21 protein-coding genes are annotated in these 22208 nt (G+C 41.2%); 15 read left to right on the forward strand and 6 right to left on the reverse strand.

The genetic code is table 11. The annotated features are described in order from the left end of the window. Positions 1-25: 25 nt before the first annotated feature. From IIC38_13755 to IIC38_13765, 3 genes are all read left to right on the forward strand, one after another. Positions 26-502: a hypothetical protein gene (locus IIC38_13755; protein MCH8127005.1), complete on the forward strand. Its 477-nt coding sequence runs from the start codon at positions 26-28 to the stop codon at positions 500-502. Further along, positions 411-2420 carry a hypothetical protein gene (locus IIC38_13760; GenBank protein ID MCH8127006.1) on the forward strand — a complete coding sequence of 670 codons (2010 nt, stop codon included), beginning with the start codon at positions 411-413 and terminating at the stop codon, positions 2418-2420. Before IIC38_13755 ends, IIC38_13760 begins: the two co-directional genes overlap by 92 nt. 201 nt (positions 2421-2621) lie before the next feature. After that, entirely contained in the window at positions 2622-5753 is a 3132-nt protein-coding gene (locus tag IIC38_13765; protein ID MCH8127007.1) for a glycosyl hydrolase, read from the forward strand. 87 nt (positions 5754-5840) lie between these two features. Here IIC38_13765 and IIC38_13770 read toward each other — a convergent pair whose 3' ends face one another. From IIC38_13770 to IIC38_13790, 5 genes are all read right to left on the reverse strand, one after another. Next, positions 5841-6086 carry a DUF2157 domain-containing protein gene (locus tag IIC38_13770; protein MCH8127008.1) on the reverse strand — a complete coding sequence of 82 codons (246 nt, stop codon included), beginning with the start codon at positions 6084-6086 and terminating at the stop codon, positions 5841-5843. A gap of 15 nt (positions 6087-6101) precedes the next feature. Continuing rightward, the gene (locus IIC38_13775; protein ID MCH8127009.1) at positions 6102-6275 is read right to left on the reverse strand and encodes a hypothetical protein; all 174 of its coding nucleotides are present in this window, start codon (positions 6273-6275) and stop codon (positions 6102-6104) included. 423 nt (positions 6276-6698) lie between these two features. After that, on the reverse strand, positions 6699-7052 hold the full coding sequence (locus tag IIC38_13780) for a type II toxin-antitoxin system PemK/MazF family toxin (protein ID MCH8127010.1): 354 nt from the start codon (positions 7050-7052) through the stop codon (positions 6699-6701). Then, positions 7046-7282 carry a hypothetical protein gene (locus IIC38_13785; GenBank protein MCH8127011.1) on the reverse strand — a complete coding sequence of 79 codons (237 nt, stop codon included), beginning with the start codon at positions 7280-7282 and terminating at the stop codon, positions 7046-7048. Before IIC38_13785 ends, IIC38_13780 begins: the two co-directional genes overlap by 7 nt. Positions 7283-7685: 403 nt before the next feature. Then, positions 7686-8147: an FKBP-type peptidyl-prolyl cis-trans isomerase gene (locus IIC38_13790; GenBank protein ID MCH8127012.1), complete on the reverse strand. Its 462-nt coding sequence runs from the start codon at positions 8145-8147 to the stop codon at positions 7686-7688. A 258-nt stretch (positions 8148-8405) separates the two neighbouring features. On the opposite strand from IIC38_13790, the gene IIC38_13795 reads away from it, so the two are divergent. From IIC38_13795 to IIC38_13820, 6 genes are all read left to right on the forward strand, one after another. Further along, positions 8406-8645, forward strand: coding sequence for a hypothetical protein (locus tag IIC38_13795; GenBank protein MCH8127013.1), 240 nt, complete (start codon positions 8406-8408; stop codon positions 8643-8645). A gap of 172 nt (positions 8646-8817) precedes the next feature. Beyond that, complete coding sequence (locus tag IIC38_13800) at positions 8818-9141, forward strand: divalent-cation tolerance protein CutA (protein ID MCH8127014.1); 324 nt, start codon at positions 8818-8820, stop codon at positions 9139-9141. Next, positions 9134-9901, forward strand: coding sequence for a ribonuclease Z (locus IIC38_13805; protein ID MCH8127015.1), 768 nt, complete (start codon positions 9134-9136; stop codon positions 9899-9901). Before IIC38_13800 ends, IIC38_13805 begins: the two co-directional genes overlap by 8 nt. Before the next feature lie 48 nt (positions 9902-9949). Next, positions 9950-10846, forward strand: a complete 897-nt coding sequence (locus IIC38_13810) for an energy transducer TonB (GenBank protein ID MCH8127016.1) — start codon at positions 9950-9952, stop codon at positions 10844-10846. A gap of 436 nt (positions 10847-11282) precedes the next feature. Continuing rightward, positions 11283-11906, forward strand: a complete 624-nt coding sequence (locus tag IIC38_13815) for a MotA/TolQ/ExbB proton channel family protein (protein MCH8127017.1) — start codon at positions 11283-11285, stop codon at positions 11904-11906. 291 nt (positions 11907-12197) lie between these two features. Then, positions 12198-12608: a biopolymer transporter ExbD gene (locus tag IIC38_13820; protein MCH8127018.1), complete on the forward strand. Its 411-nt coding sequence runs from the start codon at positions 12198-12200 to the stop codon at positions 12606-12608. Positions 12609-12659: 51 nt separating this feature from the next. Here the strand turns inward: IIC38_13820 and tpx are convergent, their stop codons facing one another. Then, complete coding sequence (tpx, locus tag IIC38_13825) at positions 12660-13175, reverse strand: thiol peroxidase (protein ID MCH8127019.1); 516 nt, start codon at positions 13173-13175, stop codon at positions 12660-12662. A gap of 225 nt (positions 13176-13400) precedes the next feature. Between tpx and IIC38_13830 the strand changes: the two genes are divergently transcribed. The 6 genes from IIC38_13830 (at position 13401) to IIC38_13855 (ending at position 22070) form a co-directional block, all read left to right on the forward strand. Further along, positions 13401-14618, forward strand: coding sequence for a hypothetical protein (locus IIC38_13830; protein ID MCH8127020.1), 1218 nt, complete (start codon positions 13401-13403; stop codon positions 14616-14618). A gap of 27 nt (positions 14619-14645) precedes the next feature. After that, positions 14646-15908, forward strand: a complete 1263-nt coding sequence (locus tag IIC38_13835; protein ID MCH8127021.1) for an outer membrane protein transport protein — start codon at positions 14646-14648, stop codon at positions 15906-15908. 92 nt (positions 15909-16000) lie between these two features. Beyond that, positions 16001-18151, forward strand: a complete 2151-nt coding sequence (locus tag IIC38_13840) for a GWxTD domain-containing protein (protein MCH8127022.1) — start codon at positions 16001-16003, stop codon at positions 18149-18151. Between the two features lie 82 nt (positions 18152-18233). Further along, on the forward strand, positions 18234-18992 hold the full coding sequence (locus tag IIC38_13845; GenBank protein ID MCH8127023.1) for a hypothetical protein: 759 nt from the start codon (positions 18234-18236) through the stop codon (positions 18990-18992). Between the two features lie 90 nt (positions 18993-19082). After that, positions 19083-19538 (forward strand): hypothetical protein, encoded by a 456-nt coding sequence (locus tag IIC38_13850; protein ID MCH8127024.1) that lies wholly within the window; start codon positions 19083-19085, stop codon positions 19536-19538. A 150-nt stretch (positions 19539-19688) separates the two neighbouring features. After that, positions 19689-22070 carry a penicillin acylase family protein gene (locus IIC38_13855; GenBank protein MCH8127025.1) on the forward strand — a complete coding sequence of 794 codons (2382 nt, stop codon included), beginning with the start codon at positions 19689-19691 and terminating at the stop codon, positions 22068-22070. The last annotated feature ends 138 nt before the right edge of the window (positions 22071-22208 follow it).

Raw genomic sequence — 22208 nt, forward strand, 5'->3', positions numbered from 1 at the left:
TCTAATAGAATCCAAGCAAAATGCATTGTATAAATCTGAGGATGGCGGATTCAAGTGGATTAAAGTTACAGATAAAAATGTTAGTAACCGTCCGTTTTATTACGGCGAAATTCACGTGGATCCGAACAACGAAAACCGTATTTATAATTTACATTCCCGCGTTACCGTCAGTCACGATGGCGGTAAAACGTTTCAGAGCTTAATGCGTGGAGTTCATCCGGATCACCACGCCTGGTGGATTCATCCGGATGACCCCAGTTTCCTAATCGACGGCAATGATGGCGGCATGGCCATATCTCATGACATGGGCAAATCCTGGCGGTTTGTGGAAAACCTGCCGCTGGCGCAGTTTTATCACATCAATATAGATATGGAAACTCCTTACAATGTCTATGGCGGTATGCAGGACAATGGCTCCTGGCGCGGGCCAAGCCAGGTTTGGCGCAACGGTGGCATTCGTAACGCTTACTGGGAGGAAGTGGCTTTTGGCGATGGTTTTTGATGTCGTTCCGGATCAAAGCGATTCCCGTTATGGCTATGCCATGTCCCAGGGCGGAAATCTTCGCAGGTATGATTTGGTCACAGGCAGCCAGAAAAATATAAAACCGATTCATCCGGATGACATGCATTTGCGCTTTAACTGGAACGCCGGTATCGCCCATGATCCCTTCGACAAGACAACCATTTACTATGGCAGTCAGTTTCTGCATAAAAGCACAGATCGCGGCGATAATTGGGAAATCATTTCTTCGGACTTGACAACCAACGATCCTGAAAAACAGAAACAACTGGACAGCGGCGGTTTGTCCTACGACGTTACCCAGGCAGAAAATTTCACGACTATCATTTCCGTAGCGCCCAGCCCGGTTCAACAAGGTGTTATCTGGGTTGGCACCGATGACGGCAATGTTCAAATCACGCAAGATGGTGGAGAAACATGGACGAATACTGTCGGTAAAATAAAAGGTGTACCGGAAGGCACGTGGGTACCGCAAATCAGGCCTTCTACCTATAATGCCGGTGAAGCCTTTGTCGTTTTGGATAATCATCGTCGCAATGACTGGACAACATACGTTTATCATACTACGAATTTTGGCAAATCATGGAAACAATTGGTTAAAGATGAGGAAGTATGGGGCTATGCTTTATCCATCATTCAGGACCCTGTCGAACCGAATTTACTTTTCCTGGGGACCGAGTTTGGCCTCTATATCAGTATCGATTTTGCCAAGACCTGGACAAAATGGACCAATGGTTTCCCCACGGTATCCACAATGGATTTAGCTATTCACCCGCGCGAGCACGATCTTGTGATTGGCACCTTTGGCCGCTCTGCTTATGTTCTGGACGACATTCGCCCGCTGCGAGCCCTGGTAAAAGAAGGCGTTGAAATTCTGGACAAACGTCTTCATGCCTTTACACCACCCGATGCGATCCAGGCTATTTACCGGCAAGCTGCCGGCACTCGATTTGCGGCGGAAGCTGAATATGCCGGTGAAAATCGAGATCGGGGCGGCATGATCTCGTTTGTATACAATCCGGATCCTAATGCGAAAAAGAAGAAAGTAGAGCAACGTGAACCAGCGACTGAACAGACTCAATTCCGTGGAGGAAGATTTGGCGGTGGTGGTGGTCCAAGATTAGACAGGAATAAGGACAAAGTGAAAATAGAAATTCTAAATAGAGATGATGAAGTCATTCGTACTTTCCAGAGGAATGTTGAACCAGGCATCAATCGTATTTATTGGGGATTACGGCGAAAAGGCGCTCGCTTCCCCAATCAATCTAAACCCACTCGTCCGGATGCCCAGGAACCGGGTGGCGCTCCTGTTATGCAGGGTAGTTATACTGTCCGAATCAGTGATGGTAAAGCAAACACCTCGACTAAAATCTCTGTAAAACTGGACCCGCGCATTGAAATTTCTGATCGTGATTTGCAGGAAAGGAACGCTTTGTACGATCAATTCTTAGCTAAAGTTGAAGTTACTACTGAAGCGATGGATCGGGTACGGGAAGCGAAAGAAACAAAGAGCATGATCTCCAAACAAATCAAAGAACGAACCGACGATGTTGCAAAAGATCTAAAGAAAAAAGGCAAAGCGATTGGCGATTCGATCGATGCTCTGATTGAATTTGTTTTGTCCAAGCAGGATGTCCAGGGAATTCGTAGAGATCCCCTGGTGGTTGCTTCCAAAATCCGTTCGGCATCTTCCTATCTTCGCGCCTGGCATGCCGCATTGGGTTCAACAGAACGAATGGCCATCAAACACGCCGAAGCTAGTATGCAAGTAGCAGTTACCAAGATTAATGGTTTTTTCGCAACTTCCTGGAAAGAATATAAGGATGCTGTGGATGCTGCAGATCTTTCCTTTTTTAAGGAATACGAGCCGCTGAAGTTGGATATTTCGATTCAGCATTGATTAATACTAGTATCACAAAGCTCTGCAATGGCAAAATCGCCATCAATTAGAATTAGCCATGCTGAGCGGAGTCGAAGCATGAGTGGTTTCGAAAAGTATACCACCCTTCGACTCCGCTCAGGGTGCTTTAGTATTTAGTACACAACTAAACTAACGGAGGTTATCATCATGAAAGAAAAACAAATCCTTAAAGCTTTCATTATGGTCTGGGTTTGTATTTTAATGACCACGATGCTTATTCCCGAAGCATTCGCCCAAAAGCGCGTCGATTTCGATGAGAGTCTGTACAGCTCTCTTGAGTACCGCAACATCGGGCCGTTTCGCGGCGGTCGATCGGCTGCTGTAGCTGGCGTTGCCGGAAATCCTGTCACGTTCTATTTTGGCGGTACCGGCGGTGGCGTCTGGAAAACTACAAATGGCGGTCAAACCTGGAAAAATGTTTCCGATGACTATTTTGGCGGTTCCATTGGCGCGGTTGCAGTCAGTGAATGGGACCCTAACGTAATTTATGTCGGCGGCGGAGAAGTTACCGTCCGCGGCAATGTTTCCCATGGTTATGGCATGTGGAAATCGACAGATGCGGGTAAATCCTGGAAACAGATTGGCCTGGAAGATTCGCGGTATATTCCCAGAATTCGAATCCATCCCAAAAATCCGGAACTGGTTTACGCAGCGGTGTTGGGCCATATTTCCGGCCCGAATGAACAACGGGGTGTTTATCGAAGTAAAGATGGCGGTACTACCTGGGAGCAGATTTTATTTGTCAGCAACGAAGTAGGCGCAGTCGATTTAATGATGGATCCCTCCAACCCACGCATTCTTTTTGCCAGTATGTGGCGCCTTCTGCGAACACCTTACAGCCTGGAAAGCGGCGGTGAAGGCTCGAGCATCTGGAAATCAACCGATGGTGGCAATAACTGGACAGACATTACCCACAATGAGGGTCTGCCTAAAGGAATAATTGGCATCAGCGGGGTTACGGTTTCGCCGGCAAATTCCAACCGGGTGTGGGCCATTATCGAGGCCAAAGATGGCGGGGTTTATCGCTCAGAAGACGGCGGGGAAAAATGGACGAAAATCAACTCTGAGCGAAAACTGCGGCAAAGAGCCTGGTACTATACGCGAATTTATGCAGATCCCATGAACCAGGACATCGTTTATGTTCTTAATGTTCGATTCTGGCGCTCGAAAGATGGCGGCAAAACCTACGAAAGTATCCGTACACCTCATGGCGACCACCACGATTTGTGGATCGCACCTGAGGATGGGAACCGAATGGTTATTGGCGACGATGGCGGTGCACAAGTGACATACGACGGCGGCGCTGGTTGGAGTACATACAATAATCAGCCTACGGCCCAATTCTACCGTGTGACTACTGATAATTCCTTTCCATATAAAATCTATGGCGCACAACAAGATAATTCCACAGTGCGAATTGTACACCGGTCGAGTGGCGGCAGTATAGGCGAAAGAGATTGGGAGCCAACTGCCGGCGGTGAAAGCGGTTGGATCGCTCCTCATCCCGACAACCCGGATATCGTGTACGGCGGTTCTTACGGCGGATTCCTGGTCAGGATCAATCATAAAACTGGTGAAAGACGGGCTGTCAACGTTTGGCCGGATAATCCAATGGGGCACGGCGCCGAGGATTGGAAGTATCGTTTTCAATGGAATTTCCCAATCCTGTTTTCACCCCATGATCCCAATACGCTTTATGCAGCCGGTAACGTCTTGTTTAAAACTACGAATGAAGGACAAAGCTGGCAAGCCATCAGCCCTGACCTTACGATTAACGATAGGTCTAAATTAGGCTCATCGGGCGGACCGATTACTAAAGACAACACCAGTATTGAATATTATGCAACCATATTCACAGTTGTAGAGAGCCCTCATGAACCCGGCGTGATTTGGACTGGCTCGGACGATGGTCTGATTTATGTAACGCGAGACGGCGGCCAAAACTGGGACAATGTGACACCGCCGAAAAAGATCTTTCCGGAATGGATGCAAGTCAACAGTATTGAAGCAAATCCATTTGAAAAGGGCGGACTGTATGTCGCCGGTACCCGCTATAAATCAGACGATTTTACACCGTACCTGTACAAAACTACTGATTACGGCAAATCATGGAAGAAGATCACCAAGGGCATCGATCCTTTGCATTTTACCCGTGTAATTAGAGCAGATCCAGTCCGGCAGGGACTACTGTTCGTCGGCACCGAAAGCGGCATGTATCTTTCATTTGATGACGGCACAAGCTGGAAATCCTTTCAACTGGAATTACCCATTGTCCCGATTACGGATCTGGCCATCAAGAATAACGACCTGATCGTTGCCACCCAGGGTCGTGCCTTTTGGGTTCTGGATGATCTGACCGTTTTACACCAACTTTCGGAACAAGTTGCGCAAAGCAACTCCTGGCTGTACGAACCGCGACCAAGCTATCGGATGTCCGGCGGCTCCCGTCGCGGCGGAGGTGGATCAGCGGGAAAGAATCCACCCAGCGGTGTTGTGTTTAACTATTATTTTAAAGACTTGCCGGACAGCAGTTCTGTGAATTTAAGGATTTTGGAGAATGACGGCACATTGATCACCAGCTATTCCCCGAAAGCAAAGGAGAAAAATAAGCAGTTGCCACTTGAAGTTGGGGCAAACCGTTTTGCCTGGAATATGCGTTATCCCGATGCAGAAACGTTTCCAAAACTGATCATGTGGGCTGGTAGCGTTACGGGGCCGAGAGCAGTGCCTGGCAGCTATCAGGCGAGATTGGTTGTCGGCACAGACTCTACAACCGTTCCTTTCGAAATTTTGAAGGATCCAAGGTCTTCGTCGACACAAGAGGATATTCAAACCCAATTTGATTTTCTCATCGCTGTCCGCGATAAACTGACTGAAGCCCATGTTGCCATTAAGCAAATTCGTGATGTACGCAGCCAGGTTAAAGCCGTGACAAAACGAGCGAAAGAATATGATGGCGCGAAGCAAATAGAAGAAGCCGGCAAGGCATTAACCAAAAAAATGACCATGATTGAAGAAGCATTGTACCAGACCAAAAACCAGAGCCGGCAGGATCCTCTCAATTTTCCGATCCGCTTGAATAATAAACTGGCGGCAGTGGGTGGCACAGCTTCTGTTGGCGATTATCCTCCAACTGAACAGATTATTGCGGTGAAGAATGAACTGACCGCACAAATAGATGAAGAATTAGCGAAATTCAGCGCCGTAATGAGGGAGGATATTCCGGCATTTAACCAGCTGGTTAGAGACGCTTCGATTCCGGCAGTTCAGATAGATATGAAAGAAAGAGCGAAAGCGCAGGCTTCGAATTAGAGGATTTATTTATACCGATGCCATCGCAGGGAGTGGTGGCATCGGTTTGGTAAAATAAGCTTTGGCTAAACGGCCCCTTTGGCCACACTAAGAAGTTGTTCGCTCCCTTATGACCGCAAAGAAGATCAACAGCGCTACCCCGATAAAACCGAAGACAAGTCCGCCCTGCATGGCGTCAGGGTCACCTGTCCAGACTGAAGCGATGACCAAGGCAACCCCTAAGCCTGTCAACACCAACCCCCAACCGAGCACTTTCTGGGCGGCCAGACTTGTCGGACTTGTGGGCTTACCATGTTCCTCTTGTTGATACAGTCCTTTTTCAATGAGGGCCATGTTCTTTTTATGGTTCTAGTAGATAGCCCATCCGGCGAGAGTTGTCACGAATATGATCGCCGAAATGGGGATGAGATACACCAAAACATTTCCTAAAGTAATTTTGTCACCTCCATAATAAGTTTTGATAAATCTCCAAAACTCAGAATCACAACCCTTCGGCAGCGCCAGGTTCCGGGCTATAAACATGACAACCCTCCGTGATTGAGACACAGCTCATCTGCAGATATGACAAGAGCCATAGGTATCAGGAAAATCCGGATGGCTGATAACTTTCACAAACCGGGTTAACTCCGATAGGACTGAGACATTTCTATTTCAGAGCTAACGACTTGAGCTAGCTCCAAGAAGACCGGCTTCTTATGTTGTCATTAATGCCCTTAGTTATTTCAATATGCTCATCGAGTGTTTTTGTTAACATGCATAACCTCTTGTAAATTAGAAAGAGCGTAGTCAAATATTTTATGACATCAAATCTAATTTAATCATATCGCCTTGTCAAAATCAAGTGGTTCTTCGTTTTGATTCGATAACAATTGGAACCAAATAATTATTTATTCAACAATACTAGTAAAGACAAGCGGAGGTTGAATAAGGTGAGGATTGGTTTTTTTAAAGATCAAATACTATTTTTAATGCTCGATTAATTTGTAGAATATGTTCTTTAGATATTTCACCAAGGATTTTTTCTAATCGATAACGTCGATCAATCGGACGAGTTTGTAAACAATCTACGATCGACTTTTTTTGTAGACCATTTGATTTCGTAGGTTCAATTTCAACATTGGTTTTGATCCTAGCCTTTTTTTCACTCCAACCTGTAATTGGGATCACTTGAATTACAGGCACTCTTTCATTATAAACGTCGTTCGTTACAATTATACAAGGCCGAGTTTTTCCAGTTTCAGAACCCTTTGTTGGATCCAAATTAACATTTACAACCATACCGCGTTCAAGTTTCATGATTCAGGCCAATCAGAAATAGCAGAGTCAGTCAGCTCTTGAAGTTCAGAATCTTCTTTATATATTTCTGCGTACAAGTCAGCCGATTCCTTTAAGCTTTGTAGTTCGAGTTTTATTCTCAATTCTTCAAGCGCTGCTCTTACCATCGAGCTCTTATCTTTAAAACCAAATTGAGAATATCGTTTTAGAAAATCAATTTGAGATTCTGCTACACTAAATTTTGCTTGTTGCATTGTTACGCCTATTATTTAGGTTCTTATTATGGCTATTATATCACGACCCTAAATTAAGGACTTTATTCGATAAAATCAAATTATTATTATTTCTAATCTGATGGTAGCATGTTTCAAAAAATGCCAATATGATAACAAGTATTAGGAAGAAATATCCACGAATAGTATTAAATGTGTGGAGGAAAGATACACCTGGAAACTTTATGCATCCCGTCTGATGACGTTTTCACGGATGTATGGATTCTGGAAGTATGTTTCCAACCTTGAACGAGACGAAACCCGCTGTTACCTGGAAATTTTTTTCGGATTAATGTCCAGAAAAAGAGTTGTGAATATTCCGGAGAATTAAAGAAAATAGGTTCTCATCCAATACTTAATAATTAATTCCGGCCAATCACAAAATCTACTGTATCCCCAGCAACTCAACTTCAAAGATAAGAACTTCATTTGGACCGATGGTTCCCTGACCTCGCGCACCATAAGCTAACGAAGGCGGTATCACGAGGCGGTATTTACTGCCCACATTCATTAACAAAAGCGCTTCGGTCCAACCTGCAATGACGCCGGAAACAGAAAAAGTAGGCGGTGCGCCACCGTAGGAGCTGTCAAATTCAGTGCCATCGATTTTTGTGCCTCTATAATGAACGACAACGGTACTAGATATCGTTGGTTTCGCTCCGTCACCTTGAATGAGAATTTCATATTGCAAACCACTACTTGTCGTTATAACACCCTCTCGCTTGCCATTTGTTTCAAGATAAGCTTCACCTTCAGATTGTTCCGAAGATGTTGGTGAATCTTTCGAACAACCGGTGAGAATAAAAAGTACTACAAAGAATTTTGCTAAATTGATTATAACTTTCATTAGAATTCTTTCTTCTAAATGGATGATCGCTTTTCTTTATATCAATAAATATTACAAGATATCGATTTAAGCCAGACAAATTTTTCCAGCGGTATTAAATATTGCAACAAAATAAATTGTTTTTTTAGGGATACCGGTTACAAAGCTAACTTTTTACTATTCTTTGTTTGTATCGTTTATTAATTTTCACTATAATTTAATTGTTGGATTAATGCCATGAAACCCTAACTTTTAAGATAATGCCATATAGGTAATTTAATGAAATCGCAGCCGGACATTCTTGCTGAGAATAAGAAAATTCGTAAAGCACGGCTCATGGTGGATTTAACATGCTCCATGCTGGCTCAATCCGAATTAACCCAGGTTGAGATGATAAATCTAATTCGTGCCACACGCTTTACTGTTCTACAATTGTTCCCGGGTAAAGATAGTACTTTTGATTTGATCTACAAACCGCGTTTAGAGCGGATTATGAATGAACGATTGAAATCTAATTAGTGTCTGAAAAAAACTTTGAGCCGGAATCTAATCATTCCAAGTGGAGTAGATTCCCGCTAAACTTGTACCCGTACGTTTTTAACGGGTAAGCAATGCGGGAATGACAGAATGGGTGTCTTCGTCAGATACTAATTAATTGTTTTATTTACAGGAGATTTTAGAGGTTTATCAAATGGAACAAATTCTAATGGTCTTTGTTACAGTTGCTTCTGAAGAAGAAGGCAAGCGAATTGGCAGCAACCTGGTGGAAAATAAATTAGCGGCATGCGTCAATTTGGTTCCGCAAATTTTTTCCATATTCAGGTGGCAGGGGAACATCGAAAACGAGAAGGAAATATTACTATTGATCAAGACCACGGAAAACAGAGTAGACGCGTTGATCGATAAGGTAAAGGAAATCCACAGTTATGATGTTCCTGAAATTCTAGCGATCCCTGTTTTCACGGGAAATAAAGACTACATCGATTGGGTGGTGGAAGAAACAAAAAATGGATGAAGGACAATTGGAACTTACCTTATTGGGAACCGGGACTTGTGTCCCAAATCCTGAAAGAAATGCATCCGGGTATGTTGTACGTCATCAAGATATCACAATCCTTCTGGATATTGGCAATGGAACCATGCGGCGCATGCTTGAAGCCAAAATCGATTACAAAAAAGTGGATGCTATTTGTATTTCACATTTCCATCCCGACCATGTTACTGATTTGGTCCCCTTTCTTTTTGCAACAAGACATACACCTGGGTTTACCCGAGCGAAAGATTTACGAATTCTTGGTCCCGTGGGCCTTCGTGAATATTTGGATAAAGTTTCAAACGTGTACGGTAATTGGATTACAAATCCTGAATATCCATTGGAACTGGTCGAATTGGATTCTGCAAAAATAGAGGTCGGATCATTAAAGTTGGAGACCTCCCCGGTCAAACATACGGAAGCGTCAATCGCATATCGTATTACAACTTCAAACGGTAAATCCATTACCTATTCGGGCGATACGGATGAATGTGAGTCGATTATCAACCTGGCTTTTGAAACGGATTTATTGGTGATTGAATGTTCATTCCCATCAACAAAGAAGGTCAATGGTCATCTTACACCGCTTGAAGTAGGCAGGATCGCCACTGCCTGCAAATGCAAACATGTCGTGTTAACTCATCTTTACCCGGTCCATAAGACAAATCCGGCCGATGAACTAAAAGAACTGTTTGGTGGTAAAGTCACCCTGGGAAGCGATTTGATGACATTTCAAATATAAAAATCGTTTTTGTGAAAATAATCTTTCTAAATATTTATGGTATTAGGAATGGCTGATATCTTTGAACAAATTCAGCCCAACTGGAATAACCGGTTACGCTGGTTTATTGCCGCTTCGCTTTTATTGCATTTGATATTAATATTCCTATTCGGATCTGCGACTAATTTCCGGTTTTTCGATATGGTTCCTGAGATAGAAGCCAAAGATAAAAACAATGACATCGTATTTGAGCTCGTTGACACCCCGGATCAATCCAATACTGACAAACTTCCTGACGAAACCCGTTTTGCCTCCGATAAAAGCATGACTGCTATGAATCCGGAAAGAACCGAGAATATTAGTGATTTACCGTTTAACCCGGGACAGACAGAATTTGCAGAGATTCCTACCAATCAGTTGAATCCATCTAACGAGGCCGCACAAACAGCCGAGGCTGAACCAATTGATTCAAAAGAAACTAAAAGTGAATCCCAATCGGAATTAGAATTGAAGGAATTCGCATTAGATCCGACAAAGCGTCGAAGTTTTAGTCGGGACCTTTTGGTTGGAAAAAAACCCGCCTCGCAACCTCAAGCCTCCAGACCCAGTTTTGAAAACAAGGAATTTAGTGTCGAAGAGCTGGGTGGATTCGCTTTCAATACTTACAATTGGAATTTTGCGCCTTATTTATTATATCTAAAAAAACAAATTCAGGCGCATGTTTTTCCACCGCCGGCATTTTCAAAAATGGGCATTATTGAGGGCCGTTCAGTAGTACGCTTCTTAATTAATAAAGATGGCAGTTTACTCGACATTCAAATATTAGATACGGAAGGCCATAGATCCCTGTTGAAAACCAGTACAAATGCGGTGAATTCTTCTTCACCGTTTCGTCCTCTGCCGTCTAATTTCCCGGAAGATTATCTTGAAGTAACCGGTACTTTTGTCTATACGGTTTACAAATAAAAATTGTAACTGTTCAGCTATTAGCATCCCGACGATTCGGGATTGGAAAAATTAAGTGAGAAATTTTAGGACTCCGAATATTTGGCAAGAAGATATGCCATCCCGACGCTTCGGGATTGGCAGAATGGCTTCCTGTTGAAGAGAAATATGGGTTAACTAAGAAGTCAAATCTATCGTTCGGCTGTACCTAATACCATCAAATATTGCCGAGGGTTGCAGCCGATGCAGTCAAATAGATTTTAAACCGTTTTAGAAATTGCTTTAGGTTCATCATTGAAGAACTATCTTTTAATTTAAACCCAACAAAAGATGGTTAAGTGATTATGGATCAGTTAAATAGTGAACAAAAAATGATAAACAATCTCATCAGTAAGATAAAGGCCAATAGCTAATGGCTGAATAGTTACTAAAAATTAAGCTAAAAAAGGAACCTCCATTGCAAATCCTAAACGAGATCTATTCATTTTTGAGTAAGGGTGGGATCATGATGATCCCGCTGATTAGCAGTTCAATTATTGCGCTGGCTATCATCTTGGAACGCTCTTTTCAGCTGCGCCAAAAAAAGGTGCTAAATCCCCAGGTTGTTAGAATGCTTGCATCGATAAAAGAACCCAAAGACATTGACGCTACCCACGTCATTTGCAATCAAAACAACAGTACTTTTACAAACCTGATCAAAGTGGGATTGGAAAACCGGGAACTGCCAAAGGAAGAATTGCGAGAATTATTGGAAGACCAGGGCAGGCAGGAATCGCGTGTGCTTGAACGCGGACTGGGTGCATTAGAAACCATCGCCGGTGCAGCTCCTTTGATGGGTCTGCTCGGTACCGTTATTGGTATGATCAAAGTATTTAATGTGATTTCACAAATTGGAGTCGGACAGGGGAGTGCGCTTTCCGGAGGAATATCAGAGGCGCTAATTACCACTGTTGTGGGGCTTTCCATCGGAATACCGGTTCTGATTGCGTACAATTACTTCATCCATAAAACCGAGAACCTGATCCTGGATATCGAAAAATACTTAATGGTTTTGATGAAAAAAATTAACCAGGTAAAATAACAAGTATAAACACCCAATACCGAAGAGATTTTCAATGTTAGGTGTTATCTTATTCTTAGTTGAAATTAAAAAAGGAATGGTTCCTCTCGATTTAATATTTTTTGAAATATCAATCAACAAAAAACAAATAAATAAAGAGGAACCGTTATGAATGTAAGGCCAAAAGGGATCAATCGCAAGAAGATTAAGTTGGTTATTAAAGCAACCCATAGATGTAAAGGCTGAGATGTTGAAATTAATTAAAGCTTGGATGATTTGAATTCTAAAACTGCAAATTCAGGGTAACAATAAATGCAAATATCAAAGAAAGTCAGGAAGAAAGTTCAGATAAACGTCACTTCCCTGATTGATGTGCTTTTCATTTTGTTGATATTTTTCATGGTGACCTCAACATTCTTGGAACAACCTGGAATTAAATTGGAATTGCCCAAAGCCCAATCTGCCCAAGTTGAGCAAATCGAAAATCTGATTATTTATGTGGATCAACAAAGACAGGTGTTCTTAAACGATAAACCCGTTGCCATCGACCGATTGGAAAAGCTATTGAAGGAAACCATCGCCGAAAATGACCAACCGACATTAGTTCTTCGTGCAGATAAAGCGGTACCCCATGGTTTGGTTGTGACTATTATGGATTTGGCAAAAAGATGCGGGGTGAAACGGCTGGTCATCGGCACTGATATTGAACAGGGAAATAAATAATCAATATTTTCTAACTTAATAATAATTCCAGTAAAAATAAGTGATTACATATTATATTTTCTTCACTGCATCCAACAAAGCCTCATAATCCGGATGGTTAACATTCTCGCTAACATACTCCACATGCCGCACAACATTCTCTTTATCCAATACGAAAACAGCCCTGGTTAAAATCCGGTCATCCTTAATAAGTACCCCATAGGATACGCCGAAATTTGTATCCTTATGATCCGATAAGGTGACAATATTGTTAACATTGGCTGCCCCACACCAGCGGTTTTGTGCAAAAGGTAAGTCGACACTAACAGTTAGAACGACCACATCTTTACTTAGGTTATTCATTTCCTCATTCAGCCTGCGGGTTTGAGCATTACAAACGGAAGTATCCAAAGAAGGAATAACGCTAATCAATTTTATTTTGTCTTCATAATTGGACAAGCTTACTGTTTTTAAATCGTTCGTTAACAGTCGAAAATCCGGGGCTTTATCTCCAACCTTAATTTCAGGCCCGATAAGGGTCAGCGGTTTACCATGCATCTCTGTGACACCATTTCTTTCTAAAACCATTTTTTTCTCCTAAATCTAAGGGTTAATTTTAAACTTCCGAAAATCTACAGTATTGAAAATGAAATATGCGTTTAGAGAGTTACTTCAAGATGGAACCTTAATATTTTCGATTCAAATCTAATTATTTTTTTTATTGCTATTATATGGGAACTAAATTATTTTAAAGTTGTAGTAAAAACTAGTCAAAATTGAATCAACTAAAATTTCTAGACTGAAAGGGACATTATGAAAAAGGTAAAACAATTATTCGGCTTGTCCTTTCTTACAATAATCCTTCTTATCCTCTCCGGCTGTTATACTCAAATGAGAACAGTAACCGAAACCCATGATGAACCGGAATATACTGCAGAAGATCCCGATTATGAAGAAGAGTATGACGAAACTGAGCAGGATACTGTTTATGAAGATGACGACCAAGAAGTCCATCATTATCACCACTATCGTCCTTCAAGAGGTTGGATTGATTTTTATTCTCCCTCATATTATTCAGTAGGATTTGGCTATTATGATCCGTGGTACTATGGCTCCGGTGGTTTTGGTTACGGCGGTTACTATGGACCAGGATATTATTGGGATTCTTTCTATTGTGGCCCGTTTTTCACATCTAATCCTTATTATTATGGATATGGCCGTCGCAATTATAGATCTTACCGAGGGTATTATGGTGGTTATTATGCCGGCTATTATGGAGGATATTCCTATGGTTATGCAAATTCAAAACCACAACATCGAAGACCTTTTGGCCGTCGCCGAGGCATTGACAGGGAAGATAATAATCCTTTACCGAGGATGACTACTTTTGCAAGTAATGGTATAAATACATCTAAAGTCAGGCGTATCCGTAAAAATCCGAATACTTCAGCAACGGTTGATAAAGGACCGCGTGTTCGAACAATTGAGAGAAGCGATAGAACAAGAAGAACATCGGTGAGCAGGAGCGATGAAAAATCAGTACGCCGGACCAAAATTAAATCAACGAGTAGAAAATCCAGAACCAATAAAACAACTATAATTGGTAAGACCAGACTTTCAAGTAAGACTAAGAATAAAGACAATAAAATAACTCGAACCAGGCGTTCTAACAGTAAATCTAAATCGTCCGTAACGGGAACTAGCCGGGTTAAACGGGGAAGCAGTGGAAAAGCTGTGACCGGCGCCAGTCGTGTTAAACGAAGTAAGAGTAGCGCAACCAAGTCCAGGTCAAAATCAAAATCCGGGAGTTCAAAAAGCGGAGTAAGATCATCCGGGTCTCGTAAAACCAAATCATCGTCTTCTACAAGATCTCGATCTTCATCCAGATCTTCAAGCGGAAAAAGCTATCGAGGTAGTTCTTCCAGGTCTTCGACAAGATCTTCGTCAAGCGGGAGTTCTACCAGGTCAAGCTCCGGGAGTTCAAAAAGTTCAAGTAAAGGAAGTTCCTCTTCCAGAACCAAAAAGAAATAATGAATTTCTAACGATGCGGAGGAACAAATGCGTTCAATAATTAGAAAAGCCGTCTTTATGAGTATTGGGGTATTGTTCGCCTTTGAAATATCAGTGGCGCAAACCAATATCCCATTATTGGGATTTACCCAAGGCGTAGGAGCCCGTGCAATAGGGATGGGCGGCGCTTTCGTGGCAATCGCCGATGATTATTCAGCTACATTTTGGAATCCGGCCGGTTTGGGACAAATTCGAAGAATGGAACTTACAGGCTCATACAATGCCTTGTCTTATGAAAACAACACAAGTTATTATAATTCCTCGGTTTCTGATAAAACTAATTTCAGCAACCTCAATTCCATAGGTTTTGTGTTTCCTGTCCCTACTTATCGTGGCAGCATGGTTTTCGCATTTGGATATAATCGTATTGCGAATTACAACAGTAATTTTATTATTAAAGGTTTTAACACCAGTGTGGATGATTCTGTGTTACAATCTGCCAGCCAGTTAGACCGGGGTGGGCTGCGGCAATGGGTTGCTGCCGGTTCTGTACAATTGTCAAAGCACCTGTATCTTGGTGGATCATTTAATATTTATGCCGGCGACTATGATTATGCCTGGGATTTGAATGAAACAGACGACCTGGATTTGTATGAAGAAGATACCTGGATTTTCCAGGATGATATTAACACCAGTATATCCGGGGTTGGGATGACATTTGCTCTATTATACAATGTCAACAATCGAGTCAAATTTGGCGCTACTATTGAATCTCCCGTGACATTCAAAGGAAAAGAAGATTGGAGCACCTTCGAGCGGGTTGACTATGATGACAATACGTTTTACGATTCTACTTCAGTTGGAGAATATGAATATAAAATCAGGCAACCGCTAAAGGTTAACTTTGGCGTATCTTTAGCATTGCCCTTACTGACTGTTTCAGGAGGACTCTCTTTTTCGGATTGGTCTCAATTAGAATATACTGATCCAACAGATTTGGAAGTAGACAATCGAGATTTTGCAAAAAATCTTCAGTCGACGACACAATATCGGGCAGGAGCAGAACTTATTCTACCCGGTACCAACACCAGGGTACGCGCCGGTTATTTACTGGATCCCACGCCATATAAAATTAATGCTCCATATACGGATAAAGAATTCTATACCGCCGGGATAGGTTTTTTAATTGACCGGCAGTTCACACTGGATATTGGTGCAATTTTTGGTAAGTGGGAAACATTTGAACCCGGAACTTTACGTGAAGAAATAAAAACCGTTAATTATACAGTATCAGCTTCCTTCAGATTTTAGGAAGCAAAGGTAATTTGTTTTTTACCTGGATTTATGCCCACGTTCGACGTGGGCATTTTTATTTATTTGATTCTGGTGCTGAGAGCTTTTAAGTGAATCAAAGTTTTAAATCTACCCGCCGTCAAAATAATTCATCACTGAAAAATTGTGCAATCTTTTGCGGGTGTTTATTTGTTTTATCCTGTGCCGGGATTATTGGTCAAAACCGTGAAGAAGGGAGTCGTCTTTATAAAAAGGGACTACTGTTTTTAGAACAGGGGCGTAAAGCTACTGCTTTAAGGTCTTTTCGTAAAGCAATATTAAAACGCCAATCATTTGCTACGGCTTATTATGAAATTGCTAAAATACACTTAACTCGCAATACAATTTCTGGTCGAAACAAAGCGAAGGAAGCCTTAAAAAAGGCAATTCTTTACGATCCCGGGAATATATCTTACCGGTTAACACTTGCCAATCTTTATTTGAAACAAAAATTGACGTCTTCCGCTGAGAGCCAATTCAAAACAATTGTGGAACTGGATAGCACTCATGCGGAAGCCTGGTATCATTTGGGTCACATTCGGGAAAAAGAATTTTTATATTATGAGAATATGATTTCCGCAGATACAAGTTTGGCCGTTATTTATTTTGAACAATTTGCTGAAAATGATAGAAAAAAAAGCCAGCAATACTACAACAAAGCGATTCGATATAATCCAAATTTAACCAGAACCTATTATCGATTAGGTCTGTTGTATTATGAAAATACAAATTTCCAGAATATGGTATCCCTTTTCAAAACCGCAGTCCAATTCAATCCGAATGATAAACTGTCCCATCTTTATTTGGCGCTTGCCTATCATAAATCGGAACGATTAAAAAAAGCTGATTCCGAATACAAAATTGCCTGGAATTTAATGAAAAATCAGGAAAGGAATCTCTATCAATCCATTGAACCATTGCTTGCAAACCAGGTGAAAAAAGACTTCATAAAAAAAACACGTACATTAAAAAGTCAGGCAAACCAAGCTTATTGGCAAAACCGTGATCCATTATTCCTAACGGATTACAACGAACGATTATTGGAGCATTTTTCGCGAATAGCATATGCCAATTTATGCTTTAGTAATGAATTGAAAAAAGTAGAAGGTTGGCAGACAGATCGTGGCAAAGTCTATATTCGATATGGCGCTCCTTTGAATAAAGTAAAAACAGCTCCCAGGCTTATGGGACGTAATCCTGGGAGTGACTCACCGCGAATAAATCCACTCTTAAGTTCTAAAGAGACCTGGTCATATCCTGGATTTCAATTTGTTTTCGAGGATGCATTTCTGAATAGAGAGTATAAATTCAAATGGGGAATGGCAGCCGGGAATGACTACAAAGAAATTTACCGGAAGATGGTGAAGACATTGCCGGAATATTATCGCTCTCCATACGAACATCGAAAATTTTATGTGGCTGCCTTAGCGCGCCAGTTTAGAAAAGAAGATGGTCAGACTGTCTTATATATTTATAGCGGGATTCTGAAAGAGGATATTCATCAACTCTTATCCGACAAACGAATTCAATTTGAAAAAGGATTGTTTTTGTTTGATTCTAATTGGCAGCCATTTTCGAAATCCATAGGGAAAACGGAATTTAAAAATGAAGGATCAAGTTCATCTGAATCAAATTATTTAGCAGCGGTCGATTCAGTGCAAGTTGCCTCCGGGAAATTCAATTATGCCATAGAATATTTGAATCTATCCACCAAACAGATAGGCCGGTTTAAAGATAGTGTATTGGTTCGCGATTTCTCTCAAAACACCTTGGCTTTAAGTGACTTGATTTTAGCAAATAATATTCGCCTTCAAACCAGTATTTCTGAAGTCAATCGCAACCAGATTTCTATTTCGCCAAATTTTGAGCACTCTTTTAAACCGGGCCAGGATTTATATTTATATTATGAGATTTATAATTTGAATTTGGATCAAAACGGATTGTCAAACTACACTGTTTCTTATGAAATCAGAAAGTTAAATAAGAATCCATCAGGTTTGTCAAACTTGTTCGTATTTTTCAAGAAAGATCAACCCGATGAAACAGTTGTCGTAACGATCTACAATTACCAGGGCAATCGAAAAAAAGAGAATAATTATCGAATCTTACAACTGGAGGATTATGAACCTGGGAATTACGAACTTCATGTCAAAGTAGAGGATCGAAATAATTCATATACAAACAAACAGCATATTTCTTTCCAAATCACATCAAAACAATAAATTTAGTTTATCGTAATGAAAATCGGTACTATTTTAAATAATGTTACAAATTGACTTAACGGATTAAATGTTGAGGTAGAAAATGAAAAAACTGGTTTTAGTTTTGTTTCTTTTGTTCGGATTCTATACATCATCTTTTTCTCAACTTAAAAAGCTGCCGCCATTAATGCTGATCGATCTTCCTACTGCCGGGACTCTTCAAAAAGGGAGTTATGTGAGTAATTTACGGCTCTATCCAAATGGCGGATTATTGGCAAGTCTCAGTATTGGATTGTCTAACCGCGTTTATCTCGGACTGGCTTTCGGAGGTGAAAATATCATCGGTGAAGGCAAAGTGAACTGGAACCCGGAGCCGGGTATCCATTTTGTGTACCGAATCATTGATGAAAATATTGCGCTCCCCGCTGTAACAATCGGCTACCAATCACAGGGTTACGGTCCCTATTTAGAAGTCGGTGACATCAAACGTTATTCGGTAAAATCCCGGGGATTTTATGCGGTTGGCAGTAAGAATTATGCTTTCCTGGGTGATTTAAGTTTTCATGGAGGTATTAATTACTCTCTTGAGAGCGGTGATGTGGACGAAGATTTGAACTTCTTTATTGGTGTGTCCAAGAGTTTGAATCCCGAGTTAACCTTATTGTCCGAATACGATTTGGCGACAAATGACAATGGCTCGAAATCCATTGGTGACGGCAAGGGCTATTTGAACATCGGGATACGATGGTTGTTTGCCAAACGATTGGCAATTCAATTTCAAATGAAAAACATACTAGAAAATAAGGAAAATGTGCCGTATTCTAATAGAGAGATTAGGATCTCTTATTTAGAATTTTTTTAAAGAACCTTGAACAGGAAATTTTAAATGAACAATAAAAAGTTAATTTTTTTAATTTGTAATTTGCTGATGCTCTCAGGGTGTTATACAATTATGCGGCACTCACAAGTAGAGCGCGAAAGCTACCTTTCTTCCGAGATTAGCCATCGTGATATATGCAGTAGCTGCCATACGGGTTTTGGATCTTTTACAATGGAAGATCCATATGCGCTGCAGGAACCCTACAATTCACCCAGGTTGAAAAAATGGAATGATTATTATCATTATCCATGGTGGGCAGACTCATTCTATTATCCCAACAGAGGGAAAAATGAGAAAGGTGAACCCCTATCCCCTGTCGATCCCCGCTCTCTCAGTAATCGCAAGGGAATTGACGGATCAGGTATATCAACAATGCCGGCACCGGCCGGAACTGGAATAAGGATGTTAACGAAAGGTTCAAAAATCGACTCGACGAAAGCAAAAGAGAAAGAGAAAGCCACCCCGGATAAACCCTCCACTAATAAAGATAAGCTAAAGAAGAAATCCAAACGGACTAAGAAGAATTAAGCCTCAAAAGAATAATCTTACTTAGCTGTTGCTTTTAGTACACCATCTGTATATTATTCTTAATAGCGTTAAGATTTTTGTGTTTCGACACAATCATGAATGGTTAAAGGCATGAATAGTTTTTTGTCAGAATTGTATTAATTTCCGCTAATGAAAAAATTTATTATTGCAGTTCTTATTCTTGCTTTCGGTCTCATCCTCGTTACAATGTTTGTGAGTTATTACAAATTCAAAGCATCTCTTCCAAAAACCACGGGGAAAATTGAAATCTCAGGATTAACGAATGATGTCGAAATCTATCGCGACGAGAATGGCGTGCCTCACATCTATGCCCAAAATGAGGAAGATCTCTATTTTTCTCTCGGATATGTTATGGCACAAGATCGTCTCTGGCAATTGGAATTAGTGCGTAGGTTGGTTAACGGACGAATGTCTGAAGTCTTTGGTGACACCACCCTCGCTATTGATGAATTCTTCCTTACCATTGGATTCAAACACATCGCTGGTGAGATATATAGCCAGGTTTCCGAAACCTCCAAATCCATAGCTGTTGCTTATACCGATGGGGTCAATTCCTTTATTGAATCACATCAAGATAACTACCCGGTGGAATTCCTTATTCTGGAATTTGAACCGCAATTCTGGCACCCCGAAGATATTTATGCCGTTTCACGACTCATGGGATGGGAATTATCGCTTGCCTGGCATGTTGAATTATTGGCCGGAAAGCTTTCCGGTAAAATGTCATCACGCCTGATAAACGAATTGTTTGGCGATTACTTGTCAGATTGGCCAAACATAGTGGATGCAAGATTGAGTAATTTTAACCTGGATGCTATATTAAAACTTCAGGACCAAATTGCTAATGTAACCGGCAATGTGGGGCTTGGCCAGGGTAGCAACAATTGGGTGATTTCGGGATATAAGTCAAAGTCCGGTAAACCAATTTTGGCAAACGATCCGCATTTAACCCTGATGAATCCATCTCGTTGGTACATGGCCCACTTGGTAGCGCCGGGTGTAAACGTCGCTGGTTTCACAATTCCCGGCAGTCCTGAAATCATAGTTGGGTTTAACCAGAAAATCTCTTGGGGGATAACCAATGTAATGAATGATGATGTTGATTTTATCATCACCAAAATCAGCAGGGATTCAACCCGTTATCTAATAGATGGTGGATGGGAAGAATTTGTTGAACGGGTGGAAATAATTCCCATCAAAAATGATAACCCACGACGTTTAAAAATTTTATCAACTCGAAACGGACCTATTATTAATGCCATTCACCCGGTTGGAAAAGGGATGGATGAACAAGTGGCTATGCGTTGGACAGGCCAGGAGTTCTCAGACGATATACTTGCATTTCACAATCTGAATCGTGCAGAAAATTGGCGGGATTTTAGAAACGCAATCCGACATTTCAAGGTGCCCAGCTTAAATTTCGTTTTTGCAGACATCAACGGAAATATCGGTTACCAGTGCAGCGGCTACATTCCGATTCGAACAAATCGAACCGGGCACCTGCCAGGCCGGAATCAAAGACATTGGCGTGGATTTATTCCGTTCGATCAATTACCGAGGGTATATAATCCGGCGAAAAATTATTTAGCTACCGCCAATAACCGTGTAGCCCCTCCCAGCTATCCCTATTACATTTCGCATCTTTGGGAGCCTCCATCAAGAATTATTCGAATTCGTGAATTATTAGAAGAAGATAAGAAATTTGATGTCAATGATTTTAAAGACATGCAAATGGATGTCAAATCACCGTTTGTTGAATTTCTATTGCCTTTTATCTCACCTGAATTGAAAGAATTAGCTGATAAAGAAGATCGATATAATCAAATGTACCAGTTTATTCAGGGATGGGACATGCAGGTGCGTGGCGAAAGTGTCGGCGCAGCCCTTTTTCATTCCTTCTTTTCTAATTTTCTCAGGAACACCTTGTCGGATGAATTGGGTGAAGAAAATTTCCATGAATATTTACGATTTGCTGCAATCTCCTATCGCGCCATCCGTAAAATATACCAACGCAATTTGCACCATTGGTTTGATGATAAAACCACACCGGGTAAAATCGAATCTGAAAGTGATATCGTTTTGAAATCATGGACAGATACCGCTACAGAGTTGGAGAATAAACTTGGACCTGAGATTATAAAATGGCGCTGGGATCGGATGCATCAAATTACTTTTAAGCATTTCCTCGGGGACCAACCCTTAATCGGACGGGTTTTTAATGTAGGACCTTTGCCCATGAGCGGCAGCCACACAACCATAAATAATGGTAATTATAATATGCAAAACCCATACGATTGCCGGGTTGGCCCTTCTATGCGAATGATTATCGATATGGCAAATCCCGGCAGCGCTTTTGTGATAAATCCGCCTGGGCAGGTTGGCCATCCTTTTAGTCCTCATTTTCGTGACATGGCGGATTTTTGGGTCAATGGTCTGTATGTTAAACTGGAAACAGATGAGAACATCATCAAAAAATCAGGGAATGATTTGTTGAAATTAATCCCAAAATAATGTATACATAGAATTAAATAGTTAAGCTAAATATTCAATTAAACGAATTGGGGGAACGATGTTATCACGATCAATAAAACAATTAAAACCCGGGGAAAAAATTACTGAATTTTTTATTATTCGCAAGAAAGAAATACG

Source organism: candidate division KSB1 bacterium, assembly GCA_022566355.1.
GTDB lineage: Bacteria > Zhuqueibacterota > JdFR-76 > JdFR-76 > DREG01 > JADFJB01.